The sequence below is a fragment of the Micromonospora sp. NPDC048842 genome, assembly GCF_040649935.1.
GTDB classification, from domain to species: domain Bacteria; phylum Actinomycetota; class Actinomycetes; order Mycobacteriales; family Micromonosporaceae; genus Micromonospora; species Micromonospora hortensis.
Genome location: NZ_JBEZGK010000008.1, coordinates 198,083 through 219,952 on the forward strand (window position 1 = coordinate 198,083; position 21,870 = coordinate 219,952).

General features: G+C 72.1%; 19 protein-coding genes. 11 read left to right on the forward strand and 8 right to left on the reverse strand.

The genetic code is table 11. The features are described from left to right. Positions 1-68 precede the first annotated feature (68 nt). The 8 genes from clpS (at position 69) to rdgB (ending at position 5,269) form a co-directional block, all read left to right on the forward strand. Positions 69-359, forward strand: coding sequence for an ATP-dependent Clp protease adapter ClpS (gene clpS / locus AB0C19_RS14265; protein WP_088946433.1), 291 nt, complete (start codon positions 69-71; stop codon positions 357-359). Then, the gene (locus AB0C19_RS14270) at positions 356-856 is read left to right on the forward strand and encodes a DUF2017 domain-containing protein (protein ID WP_091393575.1); all 501 of its coding nucleotides are present in this window, start codon (positions 356-358) and stop codon (positions 854-856) included. Before clpS ends, AB0C19_RS14270 begins: the two co-directional genes overlap by 4 nt. Positions 857-908: 52 nt before the next feature. Beyond that, a complete protein-coding gene (locus AB0C19_RS14275) occupies positions 909-1,397 on the forward strand; it encodes a M67 family metallopeptidase (protein ID WP_355171104.1) in 489 nt (162 codons plus the stop codon). A gap of 65 nt (positions 1,398-1,462) precedes the next feature. Further along, positions 1,463-1,864: a MoaD/ThiS family protein gene (locus AB0C19_RS14280; RefSeq protein ID WP_357184425.1), complete on the forward strand. Its 402-nt coding sequence runs from the start codon at positions 1,463-1,465 to the stop codon at positions 1,862-1,864. A gap of 11 nt (positions 1,865-1,875) precedes the next feature. Beyond that, a complete protein-coding gene (locus AB0C19_RS14285; protein WP_328650747.1) occupies positions 1,876-2,841 on the forward strand; it encodes a pyridoxal-phosphate dependent enzyme in 966 nt (321 codons plus the stop codon). A 223-nt stretch (positions 2,842-3,064) separates the two neighbouring features. Beyond that, a complete protein-coding gene (locus AB0C19_RS14290; protein WP_357184428.1) occupies positions 3,065-3,808 on the forward strand; it encodes an MBL fold metallo-hydrolase in 744 nt (247 codons plus the stop codon). Between the two features lie 121 nt (positions 3,809-3,929). Continuing rightward, on the forward strand, positions 3,930-4,655 hold the full coding sequence (gene rph / locus AB0C19_RS14295) for a ribonuclease PH (protein WP_357184431.1): 726 nt from the start codon (positions 3,930-3,932) through the stop codon (positions 4,653-4,655). Beyond that, entirely contained in the window at positions 4,652-5,269 is a 618-nt protein-coding gene (gene rdgB / locus AB0C19_RS14300; protein ID WP_266303539.1) for an RdgB/HAM1 family non-canonical purine NTP pyrophosphatase, read from the forward strand. Before rph ends, rdgB begins: the two co-directional genes overlap by 4 nt. Before the next feature lie 15 nt (positions 5,270-5,284). On the opposite strand, the gene AB0C19_RS14305 is transcribed toward rdgB, so the two are convergent. The 7 genes from AB0C19_RS14305 to AB0C19_RS14335 form a co-directional block, all read right to left on the reverse strand. Further along, positions 5,285-6,508 carry a hypothetical protein gene (locus AB0C19_RS14305; protein WP_357184436.1) on the reverse strand — a complete coding sequence of 408 codons (1,224 nt, stop codon included), beginning with the start codon at positions 6,506-6,508 and terminating at the stop codon, positions 5,285-5,287. 102 nt (positions 6,509-6,610) lie between these two features. Next, positions 6,611-8,149 carry a histidine ammonia-lyase gene (gene hutH / locus AB0C19_RS14310; RefSeq protein WP_238683409.1) on the reverse strand — a complete coding sequence of 513 codons (1,539 nt, stop codon included), beginning with the start codon at positions 8,147-8,149 and terminating at the stop codon, positions 6,611-6,613. Continuing rightward, a complete protein-coding gene (gene hutI, locus AB0C19_RS14315; protein ID WP_357184440.1) occupies positions 8,146-9,333 on the reverse strand; it encodes an imidazolonepropionase in 1,188 nt (395 codons plus the stop codon). Before hutI ends, hutH begins: the two co-directional genes overlap by 4 nt. Then, positions 9,330-10,691 (reverse strand): formimidoylglutamate deiminase, encoded by a 1,362-nt coding sequence (locus AB0C19_RS14320; protein ID WP_357184443.1) that lies wholly within the window; start codon positions 10,689-10,691, stop codon positions 9,330-9,332. Before AB0C19_RS14320 ends, hutI begins: the two co-directional genes overlap by 4 nt. A gap of 238 nt (positions 10,692-10,929) precedes the next feature. Beyond that, the gene (locus AB0C19_RS14325) at positions 10,930-12,132 is read right to left on the reverse strand and encodes an allantoate amidohydrolase (RefSeq protein WP_357184446.1); all 1,203 of its coding nucleotides are present in this window, start codon (positions 12,130-12,132) and stop codon (positions 10,930-10,932) included. Beyond that, positions 12,129-13,784 (reverse strand): urocanate hydratase, encoded by a 1,656-nt coding sequence (gene hutU, locus AB0C19_RS14330; RefSeq protein ID WP_238683405.1) that lies wholly within the window; start codon positions 13,782-13,784, stop codon positions 12,129-12,131. Before hutU ends, AB0C19_RS14325 begins: the two co-directional genes overlap by 4 nt. A 17-nt stretch (positions 13,785-13,801) precedes the next feature. Continuing rightward, on the reverse strand, positions 13,802-14,653 hold the full coding sequence (locus AB0C19_RS14335; RefSeq protein ID WP_238683404.1) for a MurR/RpiR family transcriptional regulator: 852 nt from the start codon (positions 14,651-14,653) through the stop codon (positions 13,802-13,804). 132 nt (positions 14,654-14,785) lie between these two features. On the opposite strand from AB0C19_RS14335, the gene AB0C19_RS14340 reads away from it, so the two are divergent. Both AB0C19_RS14340 and AB0C19_RS14345 read left to right on the forward strand, forming a co-directional pair. Continuing rightward, entirely contained in the window at positions 14,786-16,390 is a 1,605-nt protein-coding gene (locus AB0C19_RS14340) for a DUF6541 family protein (protein ID WP_357184451.1), read from the forward strand. Between the two features lie 89 nt (positions 16,391-16,479). Then, a complete protein-coding gene (locus tag AB0C19_RS14345; protein WP_357184454.1) occupies positions 16,480-18,525 on the forward strand; it encodes a trypsin-like peptidase domain-containing protein in 2,046 nt (681 codons plus the stop codon). Here the strand turns inward: AB0C19_RS14345 and AB0C19_RS14350 are convergent. Further along, positions 18,522-19,550, reverse strand: coding sequence for an acyltransferase family protein (locus AB0C19_RS14350; RefSeq protein ID WP_357184457.1), 1,029 nt, complete (start codon positions 19,548-19,550; stop codon positions 18,522-18,524). The genes AB0C19_RS14345 and AB0C19_RS14350 overlap by 4 nt on opposite strands. 181 nt (positions 19,551-19,731) lie before the next feature. Here AB0C19_RS14350 and AB0C19_RS14355 point away from each other — a divergent pair, with 181 nt between their 5' ends. Further along, the gene (locus AB0C19_RS14355) at positions 19,732-21,870 is read left to right on the forward strand and encodes a sialate O-acetylesterase (protein ID WP_357184460.1); all 2,139 of its coding nucleotides are present in this window, start codon (positions 19,732-19,734) and stop codon (positions 21,868-21,870) included.

The following is a 21,870-nucleotide window of genomic DNA, read 5'->3' on the forward strand; positions in this document are numbered from 1 at the left end:
TGGGTGATCCGCGCCGGGCCGGCGTTCCGGTTCCTCGGTTCCGGGAAACCGGTGGCACGATGGGGGGCATGGCGGCTCCGCAGGTTGCACCGGTCGAGACGCCGGACACTGACGAGGTGCCGGCGTCTGACCGGCAGTGGGTGACGATCGTGTGGGACGACCCGGTCAATCTGATGACGTACGTGACCTGGGTCTTTCAGAAGCTTTTCGGCTACAGCCGGGAGAGGGCCGAACAGCTGATGCTGGACGTGCACCACAAGGGCCGTGCCGTGGTCTCCACAGGTGCCCGCGAACGGATGGAGCACGACGCGTCGCAGTTGCACGCGTACGGGCTGTGGGCGACGGTGGACAGATCATGAGCATGTTCCATCGCCAGGCCGGTCACTACGTCGCCGTCTTCGCCGTCGACGAGGTGCGGGTGCTGCGCAAGGTCGCCTCCGAGGTGGTGGGTCTGCTCACCGATGGCTTCGACCACACCGACCCGGTGGTCGGTCGGCTCTTTCCGGCGGTCTACCCACAGGACGCTCCGGGCACCGCCGAGTTTCGTCGCTACACCGAGGGCGACCTGAAGACCGCGAAGATCGATCAGGCGGGGGCGATCCTGGCCGCGTTGCCGGACGACGCCGGTGGCGAGGTGCGGCTGGACGCCGAGGCCGCCGAGGCGTGGTTGCGGGCACTGAACGACGCCCGGCTCGCGATGGGCGTCCGCCTGGAGATCAAGGACGGCACGGATCTGGGCGAGGAGTTGGACGACGCGGTCGCTGAGGACCCGGGTTCCAGCCGGGTGTTCCAGCTTTCGGTCTACGCCTATCTCGGGTATCTACAGGAGTCGCTGCTCAACGCCTTGATCGACTAGGGGTGACCGGCACCACTTCGGCCCGTGCCCGGCAGGCGTTAGGCTGGTGCACGTGCTGAGCATCGACCGGTCGATCATTGACGCGATCGTCGCCCACGCGCGCCGGGATCACCCTGACGAGGCGTGCGGCGTGGTCGCCGGTCCCGTCGGCAGCGACACCCCGACCCGGCACATCCCGATGGACAATGCCGCGCGGTCGATGACCTTCTACGAGTTCGACTCGATGGAGCACCTGCGCGTGTGGCGGGAGATGGACGACCGGGACGAGGAGCCCGTCGTCATCTACCACTCACACACCGCCACCGAGGCGTACCCGTCGCGGACGGATGTCTCCTTCGCCGGTGAGCCGGGGGCGCACTACCTGCTCATCTCGACCCGTGAGCCCGACTCGGAGGAGATCCGGTCGTTCCGGATCGTCGACGGCGTGGTCACCGAGGAGCCGGTCCGTGTCGTGGAGGCCGGCGTCGACCCGCACGCCGTCCAGTCCTACATGTTCGGGCAGAGCCCGGCGACGGTCGATTACGAGTGTTCCGGCCGCTGACCTGTCAGCGCCGCAGCCATCTCGTCCCGTCACCGTAGGCACACCCGATCGAGGAGTTCCCCATCATGGCTATTGAAGTTCGCATCCCCACCATCCTGCGCAGCTACACCGGCGGCGCCAAGGTCGTCGACGGCACCGGCGACACGCTCGCCGATCTGCTCACCGACCTGGATTCCCGGCACGGCGGTCTGCGCGGCCGGCTGATCACCGACGCGGGCACGCTGCACCGTTTCGTCAACGTCTACGTGAACGACGAGGACGTCCGCTTCCTCGGCGCGCTCGACGCGAAGCTCTCCGACGGCGACAGCGTCACCATCCTGCCGGCGGTGGCCGGCGGCGCGTTCGGCTTCGCCGCCGCAGCGGCGATCAGCTCGCACAGCGCGGCGGCAGCGGCGATCACCTCGCGCAGCATCAGCTCGCAGAGTGCGACCGCCGCTGTGGCCCGCGACGCCGTCGCGGCTCGCTGAGGTCGGCCGCCATGGCGCGGTACGACAGTCTGCTCGACGCCTGCGGGGGTACGCCGCTGGTGGGCCTGCCCCGACTCTCCCCGACGGTGCCCGACGGGGCCCCTCCGGTGCGACTCTGGGCCAAGCTGGAGGACCGCAACCCCACCGGCAGCATCAAGGACCGCGCGGCGCTGTTCATGGTCCGGGCGGCGGAGGAGGCTGGCCGGCTCCGCACTGGTGACACCATCCTCGAGCCGACGAGTGGCAACACCGGCATCTCGTTGGCCATGGTGGCGAAGCTGCGCGGCTACCGGCTGGTCTGCGTGATGCCGGAGAACGTCTCCACCGAGCGGGTGCAGCTGCTCCGGATGTACGGGGCCGAGATCATCTTCTCGCCGGCGGCGGGTGGGTCCAACCAGGCGGTCGCCACGGCGAAGCAGATCGCCGTCGAGCACCCCGACTGGGTGATGCTCTACCAGTACGGCAACGAGGCGAACGCGCGGGCGCACTACGAGACGACCGGGCCGGAGCTGCTGCACGACCTGCCCAGCATCACGGACTTCGTGGCGGGGCTGGGCACCACCGGCACCCTGATGGGCACCGGGCGTTACCTGCGGGAAAAGGTCGAGGGCATTCAGATCGTGGCCGCCGAGCCGCGCTACGGCGAGTTGGTCTACGGCCTGCGCAACATCGACGAGGGGTACGTTCCGGAGCTCTACGACGCCTCGGTGCTCTCCCGGCGGTTCTCGGTCGGCACCCGGGACGCGGTGTTGCGCACCCGCCAGCTCGTTGAGGTGGAGGGCATCTTCGCCGGGTTCTCCACCGGTGCGATCCTGCACGCCGCGCTGGCGGTGGCGCACGAGGCGGTGCGCGACGGCCGGCGGGCCGACGTGGCCTTCGTGGTCTGCGACGGCGGGTGGAAGTACCTGTCCACCGGCGCGTACGGCGGCACACTCGCCGATGCCGAGGACGCCCTGGAGGGGCAGCTCTGGGCCTGACCGATCTGGTCTGCCGACTACGGGCCGTCGACATTCGTCGACGGCCCGTACGCATCCCGACGTACCGCGAGCGGGTGTCACGTTCGTGACAACTTCCGTTGGATGATTCTTGCTGCCGGGTGCGCCAGCGTAGGCTGCGCAGCGTGGCGTACGCGTCGGTAGAGATCATGGCCGGGACCATCGCCGGCACGGGTGCTACTGATAGTGACAGCGAGACCACTCGATGCGACTGACCGTTCTGGGAAGCGCCGGCAGTTTCCCTGGCCCCGAGTCGCCCTGCTCCGCCTACCTCGTCGAGGCCGACGGCTTCCGGCTCCTCGTCGACTTCGGCTCGGGGTCGCTGTCCAGCCTCCAGCGGTACGCGGGTCTGCACGCCCCGGACGCCATCCTCCTGACCCACCTGCACTGTGACCACATGTTCGACGCCGTGCTGTACGTGGTGGTGCGCCGGTACGCCCCGGACGGCCCCTACCCGGCGTTGCCGGTGTACGCGCCCGCCGGCGCGCCGGACCGACTCAGCGCCGCGTACGGCGACGACGGCTCGGTGGAGGACGTGTACCAGTTCTACGCGCTCCAGCCGGGCACCTTCCCGATCGGCCCGTTCGCCGTCACGGTCGACCGGGTCAACCACCCCGTCGAGACGTACGGTGTGCGGCTGGAGCACGACGGCCGTTCGCTGTGCTACTCGTCGGACACCGCGCCCTGCGAGGCGCTGCTGCGGCTGGCCCAGAACGCCGACGTGTTCCTCTGCGAGGCCAGTTACCTCGACGGCATGGACAATCCGCCGGATCTGCACCTGACCGGCCGGGAGGCCGGCGAGGCGGCGACCAAGGCCGCTGTGGGTCGGCTGCTGCTCACCCACCTGGTGCCGGCCTGGGGCAGCGAGGCGCACACGTTGGAGTCGGCCGCTGCCGCGTACACCGGGCCGCTCGAGGTGGTCCGGCCCGGCGCCAGCTACGACGTCTGACGCAGCACGCCCGGTTCGCGAGGCCGGGCCGCGGTCGCCGTTGTTCCTCGGGGTGTACGGCGCGGGCGTTCCCCGGGGCACCGCGAGTGAGGTGGATCGTCGCACCGCATAGGGTGCAGGCATGGTGCGACCTGACGGGCGAGGGCCCTCTCAACTTCGACCGGTGACCCTGACCCGAGGCTGGAGCACCCATCCGGAGGGCTCGGTGCTCGTCGAGTTCGGCGGCACCCGGGTGCTCTGCACGGCGAGCGTCACCGAGGGGGTGCCCCGCTGGCGCAAGGGTTCCGGGCTCGGTTGGGTGACCGCCGAGTACGCGATGCTGCCCCGGGCCACCAACACCCGCTCCGACCGGGAGAGCGTCAAGGGTCGGGTCGGTGGTCGTACCCACGAGATCTCCCGGTTGATCGGCCGTAGTCTGCGGGCCAGCATCGACCTCAAGGCGCTCGGCGAGAACTCGATAGTGCTCGACTGCGACGTGCTCCAGGCCGACGGCGGCACCCGCACGGCAGCGATCACCGGCGCGTACGTCGCCTTGCACGACGCGGTGGGCTGGCTTGCCGCCCGCAAGTCCTTGGCCGGCAAGCCGGACAAGGTGATGCACCGTTCGGTGGCCGCGGTCAGCGTGGGGATCATCGCCGGGGAGGCCCGGCTCGACCTCTGCTACGAGGAGGACGTCGCCGCCGAGGTGGACATGAACGTGGTCTGCACAGGTGCCGGCGACTTCGTCGAGGTGCAGGGCACCGGCGAGGCGGGCGTGTTCGCCCGCGACCAGCTCGACGCCCTGCTCGACCTGGCCGTCGCCGGCTGCTCCGAGTTGGCCGAAGCCCAGCGGAAGGCACTCGCATGAACAAGGTCCTGCTCGCCACCCGTAACCGTAAGAAGCTGATCGAGCTTCAGCGGATCCTGGACGGCGCGCTCGGCGCGCACCGGATCGCCCTGCTCGGGCTGGACGACATCGAGCAGTACGCGGAGCTGCCGGAGACCGGCCTGACCTTCGGCGAGAACGCGCTGATCAAGGCGCGGGAGGGTTGCCGGCAGAGCGGCCTGCCGACCATCGCCGACGACTCCGGGCTCGCTGTGGACGCGCTCAACGGGATGCCGGGGGTGTTCAGCGCCCGCTGGTCCGGCCAGCACGGCAACGACCAGGCCAACCTTCAGCTGGTGCTGGACCAGATCGGCGACGTGCCCGACGAGCAGCGGGCGGCCTCGTTCGTCTGCACCGTCGCTTTGGTGCTGCCGGGCGGCAAGGAGCATCTCGTCGACGGGCGGCAGTCCGGGCGGGTGCTGCGCGCGCCGCGCGGTGACGGTGGGTTCGGCTACGACCCGATCTTCCTGGGCGACGGACAGGACCGGACCAACGCGGAGCTGACCCCGGCGGAGAAGGACGCCATCAGTCACCGGGGCAAGGCGCTGCGCGAGCTGGCCAAGCTGATCGCCAAGGTGTTGCCGCCCGCCGCCTGAGCACCCCGACACGTCTCACCAGCGCTTCGTCACGAGGTCGCCGCCCAACTCGTCGACCGGGACGCGGTCCTCAGTGGCCAGCACGGTGAGCATCCGTTCGGCTTCGCCGATGGTGGCGATCCGCCCGGTCGAGGTGGACCGCAGCGTGTCCAGCTCTTCCAGCCACAGCCCGTCGCGCTCCCAGGCAACCTGCACACAGCCGCCGGAGCGGCCGAAGGCGGTCAGGAAGTCAGTGCTCAGCGGCCGCATCGCGCGCAGCAGGAGGCGCGCCTCGGCCGCGTCCAGCGGCACGTCCTTCTGGACGCTGCCGCGGTACTGGTAGGTCGCCTCGAGGAAGTCGGGCGGGGCCGGCAGGGCGGCCGCCGGGAGCGACCCGTCGGTCAACCGGCGGATCAGATCCATGCCGTCGTACCGGCCGACGGTCAGCTCCCGCCCGCCCTGCTCGGGGTACGTGCCCACCAAGGTGTCCCCCTCCCGCCGAACGACGACAGCGGCGTCCTCATGAGCAACCCGGATCCGTACGCCGGCAGGCAACCAGGGCAGGTGCAGGCCCGCGAGCCGGGCGGCCGACGACAGACCCTCGGTCGGGGCGTCCAACCCCGTCCACTGGTCCAGCAGCGCCACGTCGATGTCGATGTCGTCGTCGACGGTGGCCGGCAGCGCGGCCAGCCGACCGATCCGGCGTCGCTGCCAGGTCAGCGAGACCCTGATCCGGGTGCCGGTGTGGCCGTCCCAGTCCACCGTCAACCCTTCGGCGCGCAACGCGACCGCGATCTCCTCCCCGACGTCCACAGTTGCGGGCTGCCCGAAGAGGCCCCACGTCAGGTAGACGCCGGAGCCGTCGACGCCGCGCTCGGCGTCCTGCTGGTGATAGAACGCGTACCCCCGTGCCGTGCGTCCGCGCGGCACCTCGTCGCCGATCTCGGCGACGCCGCAGTTCTGGCAGCAGGCGAAGTTTTCCCGGGCCACCAGCCCAGTTGCCGAGAGCGTCCGGAACGCCGCAGTGAGCCGGTCGCTGTCGGTGACCTCCGGCCACTGCGCCTGGGCGGCCAGGTGCGCGCTCAACTCCTCGGTCACCACCGGCCAGGCGTGGGCCTCGACCTCCGCCGGGTTCGCCTCGCCGTGCAGGTACTCAATCGTTGCGGCGACGATCGCGGCGGCCGGCAACTCGGCCAGCGCCACCTGACGGCGGACGAAGTCCTCGATCTGCTCGCTGAGCCCCTGCTCCTCGTTCTCCACGGCGGCGAACGCTAGCAGCAGCAGCCGACAGTTCGGCCGGGGTGTGCCAGGTGCTGTCGCCCGCCGCCTGACCCGCGGCGGACGACAGCGACCCGCTGGAGATCAGCCCAGCGGGCCGACCTCCCGTTCGATGGCGGCGCGCAACTCCGGCCCGGCGACGACGGCACGGGCCGCCTCCATCACCGGGGCGAGGAACACGTCCGGTCCGGGCTCGCCGGCTGCCGCACCGAGCGCGGCGACGGCCGCCCTGCCGGCCGGGGACGGCTCCAGCGGGGCGCGCAGCTGAAGGCCGCGTACGCCGGCCAGCAGCTCCACAGCGAGCAGGCTGGTCAGGTTGTCCAGGACGGTACGCAACTTCTTGGCCGCCGCCCAGCCCATCGAGACGTGGTCCTCCTGCATTCCGCTGGTGGGAAGCGAGTCCACCGACGCGGGGGCGGCCAGCCGACGGTTCTCGGCGACGATGCCGGCCGCCGTGTACTGGGCGATCATCAGCCCGGAGTTGACGCCGGCGTCGGGGGAGAGGAACGCCGGCAACTCCCGGGAGCGGGTGACGTCGAGCAGCCGGTCGACGCGCCGCTCGGCGATCGCGCCCACCTCGGCGGCGGCGATGGCGAGGAAGTCCGCGGCGAAGCCGAGCGGTGCGCCGTGGAAGTTGCCTGTCGACTCGACCCGGCCATCCGGCAGCACCACCGGGTTGTCCACAACGGACACCAGCTCCCGGCCAGCGACGGTGCGGACGAAGTCCAGGGTGTCGCGGGCCGCGCCGGCCACCTGCGGCGCGCAGCGCATCGAGTACGCGTCCTGCACGGCGTGCGCCAGGTCGTCGCGGTGCGAGTCCATCACCCGGGAGTCCTGCAACAGGCGGTGGATGTTCGCCGCCGACGCCGCCTGACCGGGGTGTGGCCGGATCGCGTGCAACTCGGGCAGGAACGGCCGCTCCGAGCCGAGCATCGCCTCGATGGCCAGCGCCGCCGTCACGTCGGCCATGGCGAACAGGTGCGCCGCGTCGTGGATGGCCAGCAACAGCATGCCGAGCATGCCGTCGGTGCCGTTGATCAGCGCCAGCCCCTCCTTGGCGGCCAGCTCGATCGGCTTGAGCCCGGCGGCGGTCAACGCGTCTGCCGCGTCCTGCCGCTCACCGGCCGGGCCGAGCACCCAGCCCTCGCCGAGCAGCACCAGCGCGCAGTGTGCCAGCGGCGCCAGGTCACCGGAGGCGCCCAGCGAGCCGTGCTCCGGCACCCACGGGGTGATGTCGTGGTTGAGCAGGTCGACAAGGGCTTCCGCGACCAGCGGCCGGACCCCGGATCGGCCCAGGGCGAGGGACCGGACCCGCAGCAGCATCATGGCCCGGACCACCTCGCGCGGCATCGGGGCGCCCACCCCGGCGGCGTGCGAGCGGATCAGCGCGTGTTGCAGCTCGGCCCGCCGCTCCGGTGCGATGAAGGTGTTGGCCAACGCGCCGAACCCGGTGGAGACCCCGTAGACGGGACGGCCCGACGACTCGATGCCGTCCACGATGGCCCGGCTGGTCGCCATCGCGTCGATGGTGGCCGGGGCGAGGACGACAGTGGCGGTGCCGCGGGCCACCGCGAACACGTCGTCGGCGGTGATCCCGGTGGGCTGGATGGTCACGTGCGTCATTGCGGTGCTCCGTTGCGTATTACCTGGCGGATCAGGGGGACACCGGGCCGGTAGGCCAGGTGCAGGTGTGACGGCGCGTCGAGGACGACGAGGTCGGCCCGCGCGCCGGGGGTGAGGACACCGATGTCGTCGCGGCGCAGCGCCCGCGCGCCACCGGCGGTGGCGGCCCAGACCGCCTCCGCCGGGGTCATCCGCATCTCGCGGACCGCGAGGGCCACGCAGAACGGCATCGACGAGGTGTACGACGAGCCGGGGTTGCAGTCGGTCGCCAGCGCCACGGTGACACCGGCGTCGAGCAGGCGGCGGGCGTCCGGGTAGGGCGAGCGGGTGGAGAACTCGGCGCCGGGCAGCAGTGTCGCGACGGTGCGGGTGCCCGACCCGTCGCTGTGGGCCGTGTCGGCCAGCGCTGCCACGTCGGCATCGCTCAGGTGGGTGCAGTGGTCGACGCTTGCCGCGTCCAGCTCCACGCCCAGCTGCACCCCGGGGCCGGGGCCGAGCTGGTTGGCGTGCAGCCGTACGCCCAGCCCGGCGGCCTGACCACAGGCCAGGATGGCGCGGGCGTGGTCCACGTCGAAGGCGCCCCGCTCGCAGAACACGTCGATCCACTTCGCGTACGGGGCGGCGGCGGCCAGCATCGGCCCGCAGACCAACCCCACGTAGTCGTCGGGGCGGTCGGCGTACTCGGCGGGCACCACGTGCGCGCCCAGGAAGGTGGTCTCGGTGCTGGTCTCGGCGGCGATCCGCAGGGAGCGGGCCTCGTCGGCGACGGTCAGGCCGTACCCACTCTTGATCTCCATGGTCGTGGTGCCCTGGCGCAGCGCCTCCCCGCGCAGCCGGCGCACTGTGGCCCGCAACTCCTCGTCGGTGGCGGCCCGGGTGGCACCGACGGTGGTCCGGATGCCGCCGCCGGTGTAGGGCTGACCTGCCATCCGGGCGGCGAACTCGGCGGCCCGATCCCCGGCGAAGACCAGGTGGGCGTGGCTGTCCACGAAACCGGGCAGCACGGCGGCACCACCGGCGTCGACGTGATGGTCGGCGGCGGGCGCGTACGCGGACGGCCCGACCCAGGCCACCCGGCCCTCCTCGATGAGCACCGCGGCGTTGCGGCGGATGCCGAGCGGGCCTTCGCCGGCGCCGTTGGTGACCAGCTCACCGATGTTGTCGACAAGCAGGCTGCCACTCATGCGGGTGTCACCGCCTCGATCGCGGACGACAGTTCGGTCGGCACGTCAACTGTCAGGTGCCGGCCCTCGGCCACCACCACCCGGCCGTCCACCACCACCTGCTCGACGTCCGCGGCGCCGGCGGCGAAGAAGGCGCCCACCGGCGGCACCCCAGCGGTGCGGGCGCTGTCCAGGCGTACCGTCACCAGGTCGGCGCGGGCGCCCACCGCGATCCTTCCGGCGTCTGCCCAGCCCAGCGCGGTGTGCCCGGCGACGCTGGCCGCGTTCAGCAGGTCCAGCGGCGCGAAGTGGCCGCGCCGGCGGGTACGCAGCCGCTCGTCCAGCTCGACCGCCCGAGCCTCCTCGAACAGGTCGATCACGGCGTGGCTGTCGCTGCCGAGGCTCAACCGGATGCCCGCGTCGGCCATCAGCCGGGCCGGGCCGATGCCGTCGGCGAGGTCCCGCTCGGTGGTCGGGCAGAGGCACACAGCGGTCCGGCTGTCGGCGAGCACTGACAGGTCCGCGCTGGTGGGGTGGGTGGCGTGGACGGCGGTGGTGTGCGGCCCGAGCACGCCGTGCTCGGCGAGCAGGGCGGTGGGCGAGCGCCCGTGCACGGCCCGGCACTCGTCGTTCTCGGTGGGCTGCTCGGAGAGGTGCACGTGCAGCGGCGCCTGCCGCTCCCGGGCCCAGTCGGCGACAGTGTGCAACTGATCGGCCGGGACGGCCCGCACCGAGTGCACGGCAGCGCCGACCCGGACGTGCGGGTCCGTCGGTTGGAACGCCGCGGCCCGCTCGGCCCAGCGGGCGGCGTCGCCGTCGCCGAAGCGACGCTGCGGGCCGGCGAGGGGCCGACCGTCCACGCTGGAGGTCAGGTAGCAGGTGTCCAACACAGTGAGTCGGATCCCGGCGTGCGCGGCCGCCTCGACCAGTGCCGCGCCCATCGCGTTCGGGTCGTCGTAGGCCCCGCCGTCCGGTCTGTGGTGCAGGTAGTGGAACTCGCCCACGCAGGTGATGCCGGCGAGCGCCATCTCGGCGTAGACGGCCCGGGCCAGCGCGAGGTAGGTCTCCGGGTCCAGCCGGTCCGCGACGGCGTACATCTGGTCCCGCCAGGTCCAGAAGTCACCCCGCCCACCGTGGGTACGCCCGCGCAGCGCCCTGTGGAAGGCGTGCGAGTGCCCGTTCGCGAGGCCGGGGACTGTGAGGCCGGGCAGCGGCACCGCGTCGGGGTACACCTCGACCCCGGCCGGTGGCCTGCTGCCCGGGGTCAGCGGCGTCACCGCCGTGATCCGGCCGTCCTCGACCTCGATGAGCACGTCGGGCGTGGGCTCGGCGTGCTCGGGCAGCCAGGCGTATTCGGCGAGCCAGCGGGCGGTGGTCATACTCCTCGCCTCCTGTGGAGCTGAATCGTCTGCGACATCAGCGGCCGGGGTGAGATCAGCGGCCGGGGTGACGCCGGCGGCCGGGGTGATGCCGACAGTTGGGGCGCTTCGGCTGATTCGTCTACGACATCAGCTCCAAAGGACGAGAACAGGAGATGCGGCACCTCGCCACGCCGGAGACTCCGCACCCACCGACGCCGCAGCTCCGTGCCGTCCGAGGAGAGGCTCGCCACGTCGTTCACCGGCATGTCAGCTCCTCCAGCACCCGGGCCAGCGCCCGTACCCCGGCCGCGCAGTCGTCGTCGGTGGCGGCCTCGGCGGGGGAGTGCGAGACGCCGGTCGGGTTGCGCACGAAGAGCATCGCGGTGGGCAGGTACGCGGCGAGCACCCCGGCGTCGTGCCCCGCGCCGGTGGGCAGCACCGGTGCGTCGAGCAGTGTGGCCAGGCGGTTGGCCAGCCCGCCGTCGAAGGCGACCACCGGGGTGGCCGACTCCTCGGTGACCGTCACCGTCGTACCGTCGCGGCGGGCCCGCTCGGCGAGCTTGCCGCGTACCGCGTCGACAAGCCCGGTCAGTGTCTCCGGGTCGGCAGCTCGGGCGTCCAGCCAGCCGGTCACCTTCGACGGGATCGCGTTTGTGGCGTTGGGCTCGACGGCGACCCGGCCCACAGTGGCGTGCGCGCCGCGCAGCCGGGCCTCCTTGTTGGCCGCCAGCACCGTGAAGGCGTAGGTCAGCATCGGGTCGCGGCGGTCGGCCATCCGGGTGGTGCCCGCGTGGTTGCCCTCGCCGACGACGTCGAAGCGCCACCGGCCGTGCGGCCAGATCGCGCTGGCCACCGCGACCGGTGCGGACGTGTCGACGAGCGCGCGGCCCTGTTCGACGTGCAACTCCACGAAGGCGCCGAACCGGCCCAGCAACTCCGGGCGGGCGCCCGCCGGCCGGTCACCCAGCGCCTCGGCGAAGCTCACTCCGGCCGCGTCGCGCAGGCCGGCCGCGCGTTCGGCCGACAGCGCCCCGGTGAGCAGCCGCGACCCCAGACACGGTACGCCGAAGCGCGCCCCCTCCTCCTCGACGAAGGCACCCAGCACCAGCGGCCGCCCAGGGGTGACGCCCGCGGCGCGCAGCTCGTCCACGGCGAGGAACGCGCTCACGATGCCGAGCGGCCCGTCGTACGCCCCGCCGTGTGGCACCGAGTCGAAGTGGCTGCCGGTGAGCACCGCGTCGGACGCTTCCGGGTCACCCCAGTGGGCGAAGAGGTTGCCGTTGCCGTCCTCGGTGACCGGCATGGCACGGCGCTCGGCCTGCGTCCGGAACCAGGCGCGCAGCTCCCGCTCCGGCTCGGTCAACGCGTACCGCAGATAGCCGCCGCTGTCGGCGTCCCGCCCGACCGGCGCGATCTCGTCCCACAGCGCCCGGAACCGGGCGGAAAGGTCGTCCGTCACGCGGGTCCCTCCGTCATGGGGACCCGGACCCCGGTGCGGTCGGCGACCTCGCGGGCGCTCTCGTAGCCGGCGTCGACGTGCCTGATGACGCCCATCGCCGGGTCGTTGGTGAGCACCCGCTCGATCTTCTGCCCGGCGAGGGCGGTGCCGTCGGCCACGCACACCTGCCCGGCGTGGATCGACCGGCCGATGCCCACCCCGCCGCCGTGGTGGATGGACACCCAGGAAGCCCCGCTGGCCGTGTTGACCAGGGCGTTGAGCAGCGGCCAGTCGGCGATGGCGTCGGAGCCGTCGGCCATCCCCTCGGTTTCCCGGTACGGGCTCGCGACGCTGCCGGTGTCCAGGTGGTCCCGGCCGATCACCACCGGGGCGGAGAGCTCGCCGGAGGCGACCATGTCGTTGAACCGCACACCCGCCCGGTCCCGTTCGCCCTGACCGAGCCAGCAGATCCGGGCCGGCAGGCCCTGGAAGGCGACCCGCTCACCGGCCAGCTTGATCCAACGGGCCAGCGACTCGTTCTCCGGGAACAGGTCGAGGATGGCCCGGTCGGTGGCCGCGATGTCGGCCGGGTCGCCGGAGAGCGCCGCCCACCGGAACGGCCCCCTGCCCTCACAGAACAGCGGCCGGATGTACGCGGGCACGAAGCCCGGGAAGTCGAAGGCGCGCTGATAGCCGCCGAGCTGCGCCTCACCCCGGATCGAGTTGCCGTAGTCGAACACCTCGGCGCCGGCGTCGAGGAAGCCGACCATCGCCTCGACGTGCGTCGCCATCGACGCGCGAGCCCGGTCGGTGAACTCGGCCGGCTTCGCGGCGGCGTAGTCCCGGGCCTCGGCCAGCTCCACCCCCACCGGCAGGTAGGCCAGTGGGTCGTGCGCGCTGGTCTGGTCGGTCACGATGTCGATCTCGACGCCCCGGTTCAGCAACTCCGGGAAGACCTCGGCGGCGTTGCCGACCACGCCCACGCTCAGGGCCCGGCGCTCCCGCTTCGCGGCGCGGACCCGGGCGATCGCGTCGTCCAGGGAGTCGGCGACCTCATCCAGGTAGCGGTCGTGCACCCGACGGTCGAGCCGGGTGCGGTCCACGTCCACGATCAGGCAGACGCCGCCGTTCATGGTGACAGCGAGTGGCTGCGCGCCGCCCATGCCGCCGCAGCCGGCGGTCAGCGTCAGCGTGCCGGCGAGGGTGCTGTCGAACCGTTTGGCGGCCACCGCCGCGAACGTCTCGTAGGTGCCCTGGAGGATGCCCTGGGTGCCGATGTAGATCCACGAACCGGCCGTCATCTGCCCGTACATGGTCAGGCCGAGCTGTTCGAGGCGGCGGAACTCCGGCCAGGTCGCCCAGTCGCCGACCAGGTTCGAGTTGGCCAGCAGGACCCTGGGCGCCCACTCGTGGGTGCGCATCACCCCGACCGGGCGGCCCGACTGCACCAGCATCGTCTCGTCCTCGCGCAGGTCGGTCAGCGTGCGGACCAACGCGTGGTACGACGGCCAGTCCCGCGCCGCCTTGCCGGTGCCGCCGTAGACCACCAGGTCGTCGGGGCGTTCGGCCACCTCGGGGTCGAGGTTGTTCATCAACATCCGCAGGGCGCCCTCCTGCTGCCACCCACGGGTGGTGAGCTGGCTGCCCCGTGCGGCACGAATGGGCTGGGTCATCTCTGGTTCTCCTCCGGTCAACCGAGGAACAACTGTCGGCGGGCCGCGGAGGCTTCGAACGCCTCCAGTCGGCGCTGGGTGTCGGCCGGGGTGGCGTCGCAGATCGCCTGCAACAGCACCATGGCCAGGGTCATCGGGGCGGTGTGCAGGTCGAAGACGAGTTGCGCGCCGACCGCGGCGGCGAGCACCACGTCGGCGTGCTCGGTGGCCGGGCTGACCGGGGAGTCGGTGATCGCCACCACTGTCAACCCGGCGTGGCGGGCGTCGCGCAGCGCGTCCAGGGTTTCCCGGGGGTAGCGGGGCAGCACGAAGGCCAGGACGGCGGACGCCCCTGCCTCGGCAGCCTGCTCCAGGCGGTCGGTGAGCAGACTGCCGCCGTCGTCGAGGACCCGTACGTCCGGGTGCACCTTCGCCGCGAAGTAGGCGAAGTACGCGGCCAGCGGCGCGGCGGCGCGTAGGCCGAGCACCGGCAGTGGGCGACTCTCGGCGAGCAGCCGTCCGGTCTCCGCGATCCGGTCCCGGTCGGCGAGCTGACCGGCCAGCCGTTCCAGGTTGCCCATCTCCGCGCGTACCGCCTGCTGGAGTTCGTTGCCGGCGTCCGTCGATCCGCCCGGGGTCGAGCCGGTGAGGTCCCGCAGGCGGCGGCGAAGCGCCGGGTAGCCGTCGTGGCCAAGCGCGACGGCGAACCGGGTGACCGACGGCTGACTCACGCCGGCCAGCTCGGCGACCTCGGCGGCGGACAGGTACGCCACGCCGGGGGCGTGCTGCACCAGACAGTGCGCGATTCGGCGCTGGGTGGGGGTGAGCCGCACCCCCTGGAACAGGTCGAGCACCCGGTCAGCGGGTGCCGCGACAGCTCCTTCATTCATGAGCTGACTCTATGCATAGAAACTTTCATAGACAACCACCTCGGGTCACCCCCGCCCCCCGTTCAGCCGCCGCGACTCGTAACATGCGGGCGTGCAGCGCGAGCAGGATTCGCGTCGTCGAAAAGGAGCGCCGTGGTCGCAGTCGAGGACGCCCCGCCCATTCGCGCCTCTCGTCCGGCCCCTCCTCGACGCCACCGGGCAGCGGTCGGGGAGACGGTGCCGGTCATCGCTCTTCTCGGGGCCTTCCTCGTCGTCAACGACATCCGGTCGTGGCTGACAGCCCAGTACTGGGGCGACGAGGCGTGGGTCGCGCTCTCGGTCCGTTTCCCCCTCGCCGATCTGCCGGTGACGACCTCATCGAGCCCGATCGGGTGGAGTTTCCTGCTCCGACTGGTCCCGGACATCGACCACCTCCGGGTCGTACCCCTGGGTTTCCAACTGCTGACCGTCGTCGCGGCCTACCTTCTGGGCCGCTCGCTGGCGTCCGAACGCGCTCGGGGCATCCTCATCGGCGTCGTCACCGGGCTCGCCGTCCTGCTCCTGCCGGTCCAGCAGACCCGCCACGACCTGAAGCAGTACACAGCGGACGCCGCCGTGGCGGTCTGCCTGCTCGCCCTGGCCACCTGGACGGAACGCTCCTGGTCTCGGCGGCGACTCGCTGTGGTGGTGGCCGCGGTGGGCCTGGGCATGCTGCTGAGTCACACGACCGCCATCGTCGCGGTCTGCGTCCTCGGAGGGCTGCTGCTCTCCGTCGTCGTGCGCCGGGAATGGACGAGGACGATCGAGGCGACAGTCGCCGGCCTGGTCGCCGGCGCGCTCGTCGCCGCCGTCTACTTCGGAGTGTCCGCCCGGGGCAACAGCGATGCCATGCGGGACTACTGGGACGACTTCCTGCCGAGCGTCTCCGAACTGCCCGCACACCTCGTGCGGCAGACCAAGGCGCTGTCGCCGATGCTCGGCGCACCAGTGTCGATCCTCGCCATCCTCCTCGTGCTCGGCGTCCTCACGCTGTTCCGACGCGGACACGCCGCCCCGGCGATCGCCGTCCTCCTGCTGCCGGTGGCGGCCATCGGGCTGGGCGTCGCGGGGATCTACCCGCTGCTCGACCCGCGCACGTCCCATTTCCTGATCGTGGTGGCGGGCCTGGTGGCCGGCATCGGCATCGTCGGTCTGGCCGACCTGACCGTCGTCCTGGCCCGCCGCGGGCTGCCCCGGCTACCACCGGGCGTGGTGGCCGCCGTCACCTGCGCCGTCCTGCTCGCCAGCTTCGCCGCCGTCAACCACCGCTGGTACCGCACGGACGGCAACGAACCCGGGGTCTGGCGGGCGCACCAGGCCATCACCGACATCGGAACGTCGACACGGTACGTCGCGGCGCACAAGGGGCCACACGACCTCGTCGTGGTCAGTGGGCCCGCCTGGTTCGGGTTCACGCTCTACTCCGACCAGGATCCGCTGAAGCTGGTCGCGCCGGTCAGCGGCACCGTCGGTTGGACCCTCACCATGCCCACCCGCGCCGACGTGATCCTCCCGAAAGCCGCCGATGCGCCGTCCATCAAGGACGCCCTCGACGAGGTTCTGGCCCGGGCCGCGAAACAGCCGCCCGGCACCCGGGTCTGGCTGGTCCGCACGTACACCCACCCGAGTGAGCCCGTCTGGCAGGCGGCGCTCGCCGACTATCGCGTGCAACGCGTCACGTCCGGACCGGAGCCAGTGGTCGTGATCAGCAAAAGGTGACGGCGGGACGAGCTGACGGGTGACCGCCGGGCGACTGACTGTGGCACCGGTCGGTACCATGCGCCTGGCGGTCGAGCGGAGGAGTTGGCATGCAGCCGGAAGGCCCCTACAGGTTCACCCACTTGCTGGGCGGTTCACCAGTGGGCAAGGCCTGGGCCGCCATCGACGAGCAGGGCCGGTTCGTGAGCGTGGCCGTGCTGGACGCGACGGTTGCCGCCGCCCCCGGTTGGCGGGAGGCGTTCGCCGAGGTCGCGAACGCGCTCGCCCAGTCGCCCGACGGGCCCCCGATCACGTACGCCGACTTCTCGGCCGCCGCGCCCTGGGTGGCGTACGCCGCCGAGGCCGGACCCGCCCCGGAGAAGCTGTTCCGCGCACTTGGCGTGGAGTACCAACCGGTGCCCGCCGCCCCCCGACCCGTCTCCGCCCCTCCCCAACCGGTGTCCGGTGTGCCGCAGCCCGTGTCTGGTGTGCCGCAGCCCGTGTCTGGTGTGCCGCAGCCCGTGTCCGGCGTGCCGCAGCCCGTGTCCGGCGTGCCCCAGCCGGTGTCCGGTGTGCCGCAGCCCGTCTCTGGTGTGCCGCAGCCCGTGTCGGGCGCGCCGCAGCCGGTCGTCGACATGCCGCATGCCCCGTGGGCGGTGCAGTCGGCCGCGATCCCGAACCAGCCGCCTGCCCACCCCGTCTCGGCCACGCCGGTGTCGAGCGCACCCGCCTCGCCGGCCGGCCACGATGGCGCCTCGACGCCGGCCACCGTGTCGGGCCCACCGGCCGACGTGCCCCCGTTCGACCCGTACGCCGCCCCGGTACGACGGATCAAGCCCTCGGCGCCGCCCAAGCGGCGTACCGGCCTCTGGGCCGGTGTGGCCGCGCTGGCCCTGGTGGCCGTGGTCGGTGGGGGCGCCGGCATCTACGCCCTCAGCTCGGATGAGCCCGGCGAGCCGGATCCCCCGCCGACCGCCACGTCCAGCGGCTTCCCCGCCGCGACCCCGCTCGCCCCCGGCCTCAAGCCCTGGGCGCAGGCCGCCCTGCGCAGCCCCGAGGAGCACGCACTGGCCGTTGCCGGTCCGTCCATGGTCTTCGTGGAGGTCATGTTCACCGGGTACGTCCGCAACAAGGCCGGTGGCGCCCTGCTGGACAAGGCCCCGGTGACCTTCAGCCGGCGCTGTAGCGGCGTGGTCGTCCAGCACGAGGGGTACGTCCTCAGCAACAGCCAGTGCGTGCAGCCCACTCCGGACGTCCTGGTCGGGGGTGCCCTGAACGCCGTGGCCAACCGGCTCGTCGCCGAGGGCAGCCTGCAAGCCAAGGACATCAGCACCTACACCCGCAGCCGGTTGAGCACCTCGGTCCTGACCGGCGCCAATGCCGGCGACCAGCCGGAGACCCGGCTGTACGGGCAGCTCAACATCGCCAAGGGCGAGGTGACGGACAGCCCAGCGATCGCCGGCACCGTCGTGAGGGCCCTGCCGATCGAGGCGGGGAACGTCGCCCTGATCAAGCTGGAGCAGAAGAACCTGCCCACGTCGGAGCTGAACACGTCGGCCAGCGTCAGCCCGGAGACGTCACTGCTCGTGCTGGGCTACGGCACCACCGACACCAGCTTCCGCGCCGCCACCTACACGGTGGTGTCGAAGACGGTGACCGTGACCGGAATCGACTCCTCGACTCCGCTGAACCCGTACCGGATCAATGAGGATCTCGGGCTCTACTCGCGAGGCGGGATCGCCATCGATCCGAGCGGCCGGGTGGTCGGCATGCTGGACAACGACGTTCTGCGGCCCGACAAGGCGAACCGCCTCGTCGTGCCGGTCTCCGCCATGACCGCCCTACTCCAAGCCGCAGGCGTCACGAACGCGCTCGGCAAGGCCGACAACCAGTACCGCAGCGGCCTCGACGCGTACTTCGCCGGGGACGAGTCGACCGCCATCGCCCGATTCGACGAGGCCGCGCGGAACTCCCCGACGAACCTGCTGGCCCAGTCGTATCGACAGGCGGCCGTCGACAGCCGGGGGTCCGACGACGATTCAGGCGGGTCGAGCTGGGCCGTGCCGGTGATCGCCGCAGCCGGAGGCGCGCTCGCGGTGGCCATCGTGGTGGCGGTGGCGATGCTCCTGGCGCGGCGGCGCAACAGCCGTTTCTAGTGCGTCTGCGCGGCGCCCGGGCGAGGCGCCACGCCGGTGGCGGCCCGCGCGGACCCGCCGATCCGGGTGCCGGTCAACCACGGGCCCAACGGCGTGCTGATGACGATCCACGCGAACGCCCAGGGGACCACGAGAGCGGCGACCAGGTCGAGCACCCCACCGGACCTGGGCGTCTTCAGCACCCACAGGATGCCCGCGTGACTGAGCACGACGGCGATGCCACAACCGGCCAGTCGACTGATCACCCGCGACGCCCGCACGCCGATGCGCAGGTCGAGTTCCTCCGCGAGCCGGATGAGGCCGACGCTGATCAGGATCGCGGTCAGCACCCCCAGCACCGGGGAGCCGAAGTCGCCGGCCTTGAGGTCCAGGTCCCGGTTGAGGCCGAGCAGCACGAAGCCGACGCCGATCGAGAGTGACGCCGCACCGGCGCTGGCCGGAAGGCGCGGGCGGAGTCGCCGCAGCAGCCGCCCGGCCAGCACGAAGACCAGGCACGCCGGGACCAGGAAGAGCCCGAGCGGGCCGGCGGTGACAACGCCGGGCGCGAGGTACGCGGTGACCAGGCCGACCACCGCGACCGTCCAGGCGACCGCGGCGGGGAACCGCTCCAGCCACCGGAACGCGACCGCCGCGATGAAGAGCACCGAGACGAACCAGAAAGCGGAGAACGGCCGGACCGCAGCCGTGCCGCCGTAGAGCGCGTCACCGATGGTTCCCGGTGCGACCTGGCCTGTCGCGGCGTCCGCTGCGAGCAGTGCCGCGACCAGGAGGAGGAACCACACCACGTAGGGCACGCCCAGGGTCGTCCACCGCTTGCGCAACTCCCCGCCGAGGGGTCGACCGGGCGACCAGAAGTAGCCGGTCAGGACGAAGAACACGGGTACGTGCCAGGTGTAGATGGACGCCCGGGTCAGGCTGTCGCTCCAGACGTGGCCCGCGACAACCGCGGCGATTCCGACAATCCGGAGGAGGTCGACACCGGCGGAGCGGTTACCCGCCGCCGTTGTCGTGCTCGTTGCGGCCATGGCGGGCATCATTTCAGACAGCGGGGCCGACCTACGCCCCGGATCGGCACCGGTTCGGCCGGCGGTCGTGCCGGCGTCGTCGGGTGTGGCGCATCGCCTAATCTGGGCACGACACGCTGCCCACACTGTGGAGGTTTCCCGGGTGTCTCGTCCCCACCCTCCGTGGGCCCGCCTCCGATCGGTGCCCCGACCGGCCTGGATCGGCTTCGGGGTGGTCGTGTTGCTCCTGGCGGCCGTCCCCGTGCTCGGCTGGTCGCCGTCGAGGACCGGCGCACCGGATGCGGCCTGGTCGGCCGCCGACGTGGACACCCCGCCGCCCATCGCGCCGATCGACGGCACCAGCTGTGCCGCCAACGCGCACGGTATGGCCGGCTTCACCCCGGTCAGCGCCCTCGACCTGCCCGAGCGGTACGACCCCAAGAGGCCGCTTGCCCTCTCGTTCGACCGGGCCGGCACCGTGGCCGGCGGGTTCGACCGGATCGGCTACTGCCTGGAGTTGACCAGCCCCACCGGTACGCAGTGGGTGTGGACCGCCATGTCGCCGTTCACGACCGACGCCCGACGCCTCGGCCCACCGACCCGGGCCGGTCAGATCGTCCGGCAACGGATCGCCGATCTGGAGGTCGCCACCAATGCGCCGGGCCTGGCCACCGGCACCGGTCTCACCGGCTATCTGGAGATGTGGCCGAACAAGTACGGGCCGGTCAACTCCGGCCAGGTCCCCGGCGCCGCCGCCGACCGGTACGACGCCGACGACGACGTGTACTCGTCGATCGGGTACGGCTCCTTCCAGGTGCACACCGTCGCGGCCACCCGCCCGGCCACGGCGGCCCCGCAGACGGTTCTCGCGGTCAACGGCTTCACCTCGGACGTCCAGCCGCTGTCGGTGGGCATCGGGACCGCCCCCACCGGCCACCCCGACTGGACGGCAGCCGGTAACGCCGGCACGTACACCCAACGTCGGCTGACGGTCTACGCCCGCGCCTCGGTCCTCACCGTCGGTCAGCACCCTCGGGATCGGCAGCTGTACCCCCGGGACGCGGCCGGCGGCGCGGTCGTGCCGGTGGCCGGCAAGGCGACCGACCCACGGGTCAAGGCCGTACGCCTCAAGGTCGTCAGCGGGGCTGACGCCTGGGACGAGACGGTGCCCGTCGGGGCCGGCGGTGAGTTCGCGTTCCGGCAGCGGATCACCGCCGCGCTGCGGGAGTACCGATTCGAGTTGCACGTGCTCGGCGACGGCGTTGCCCGACGGGCAGCCCTGTGGGAGGGCGTGGTGTCCGGCGACGTGTACGTCATCCAGGGCCAGTCCAACGCGGTGGCGGCCAGCTACCGGGGATCGTCGATCGGCGAGGAGTCCCCGTACGTCCGCAGTTTCGGCTCGACGACCGGGGATCGGGTCCTCTCCAGCGCGGACCGTACCTGGAACTACGCCGTCTCGGGTACGGTCCGGCAGCCCGGCTCCGTCGGCCAGTGGGGGATTCGCGCGGCCCACCGGCTCATGGACACCTACCAGGTGCCGGTAGCTGTGATCAACGGCGCGGAAAACAGCAAGGTCGTGTCGTTCTTCCAACGCAACGACGGCAACCCTGGTGACCTGCGCACCAACTACGGCCGCTTGCGGCAACGACTCACCGCCGCCAACGTGGTCGGCGAGGTCCGCGCGGTGTTCTGGTACCAGGGCGAGGCCGACAACAACGACGCCGTCGGGCATGTCGCCGGGTTCACCGCGCTGCTGAGCGACTGGCGCCGGGAGGTGGGCTTCCGGGTCGACGGGGGCACGCGGTACTACGTCGTCCAGGTCGGTAGCTCACCGTGCGGAAACACCTCCGCTGGCCCGCTGCGTGAGGCGCAACGGCGGATGGCCGACACTCTGAAGGTGACGCTGCTGTCCACCAGCGCTCTGACCGGCCGGGAGGCGTGCCACTTCGCCTGGGAAGGGGGCTACCGCGAGTTGGGCGATCAGGCGTTCGCCGTGTTGGCCCGCGACATCCACCGCGGCCCCAGCGGGGGCGTGTCCGCCCCGAACCCTCGGTCGGCCGCCTTCACCGACGCGCGGCGTACCCAGGTGGTGGTTCAGCTCCGTAACGTTGACCCGCTGACCGTCCGGGCTGGCGCGGGCACCGACTTCACGATCGACGGCAGCACCGCCACCGTCACCGGCGTCGAGTACCGCGAGGGAGGGCGGCTCGTGCTGAGCCTCTCCGGCCCGGCCGATGGCGCGACCGGGCTGAGTTACCGGGGCGACGCCGGGCCCTGGTGCGTCAACGCCACAGGGGTCGGTCTGCTGGCCTTCAAGGGCCTGCCGATCGGTGCTGCCTAG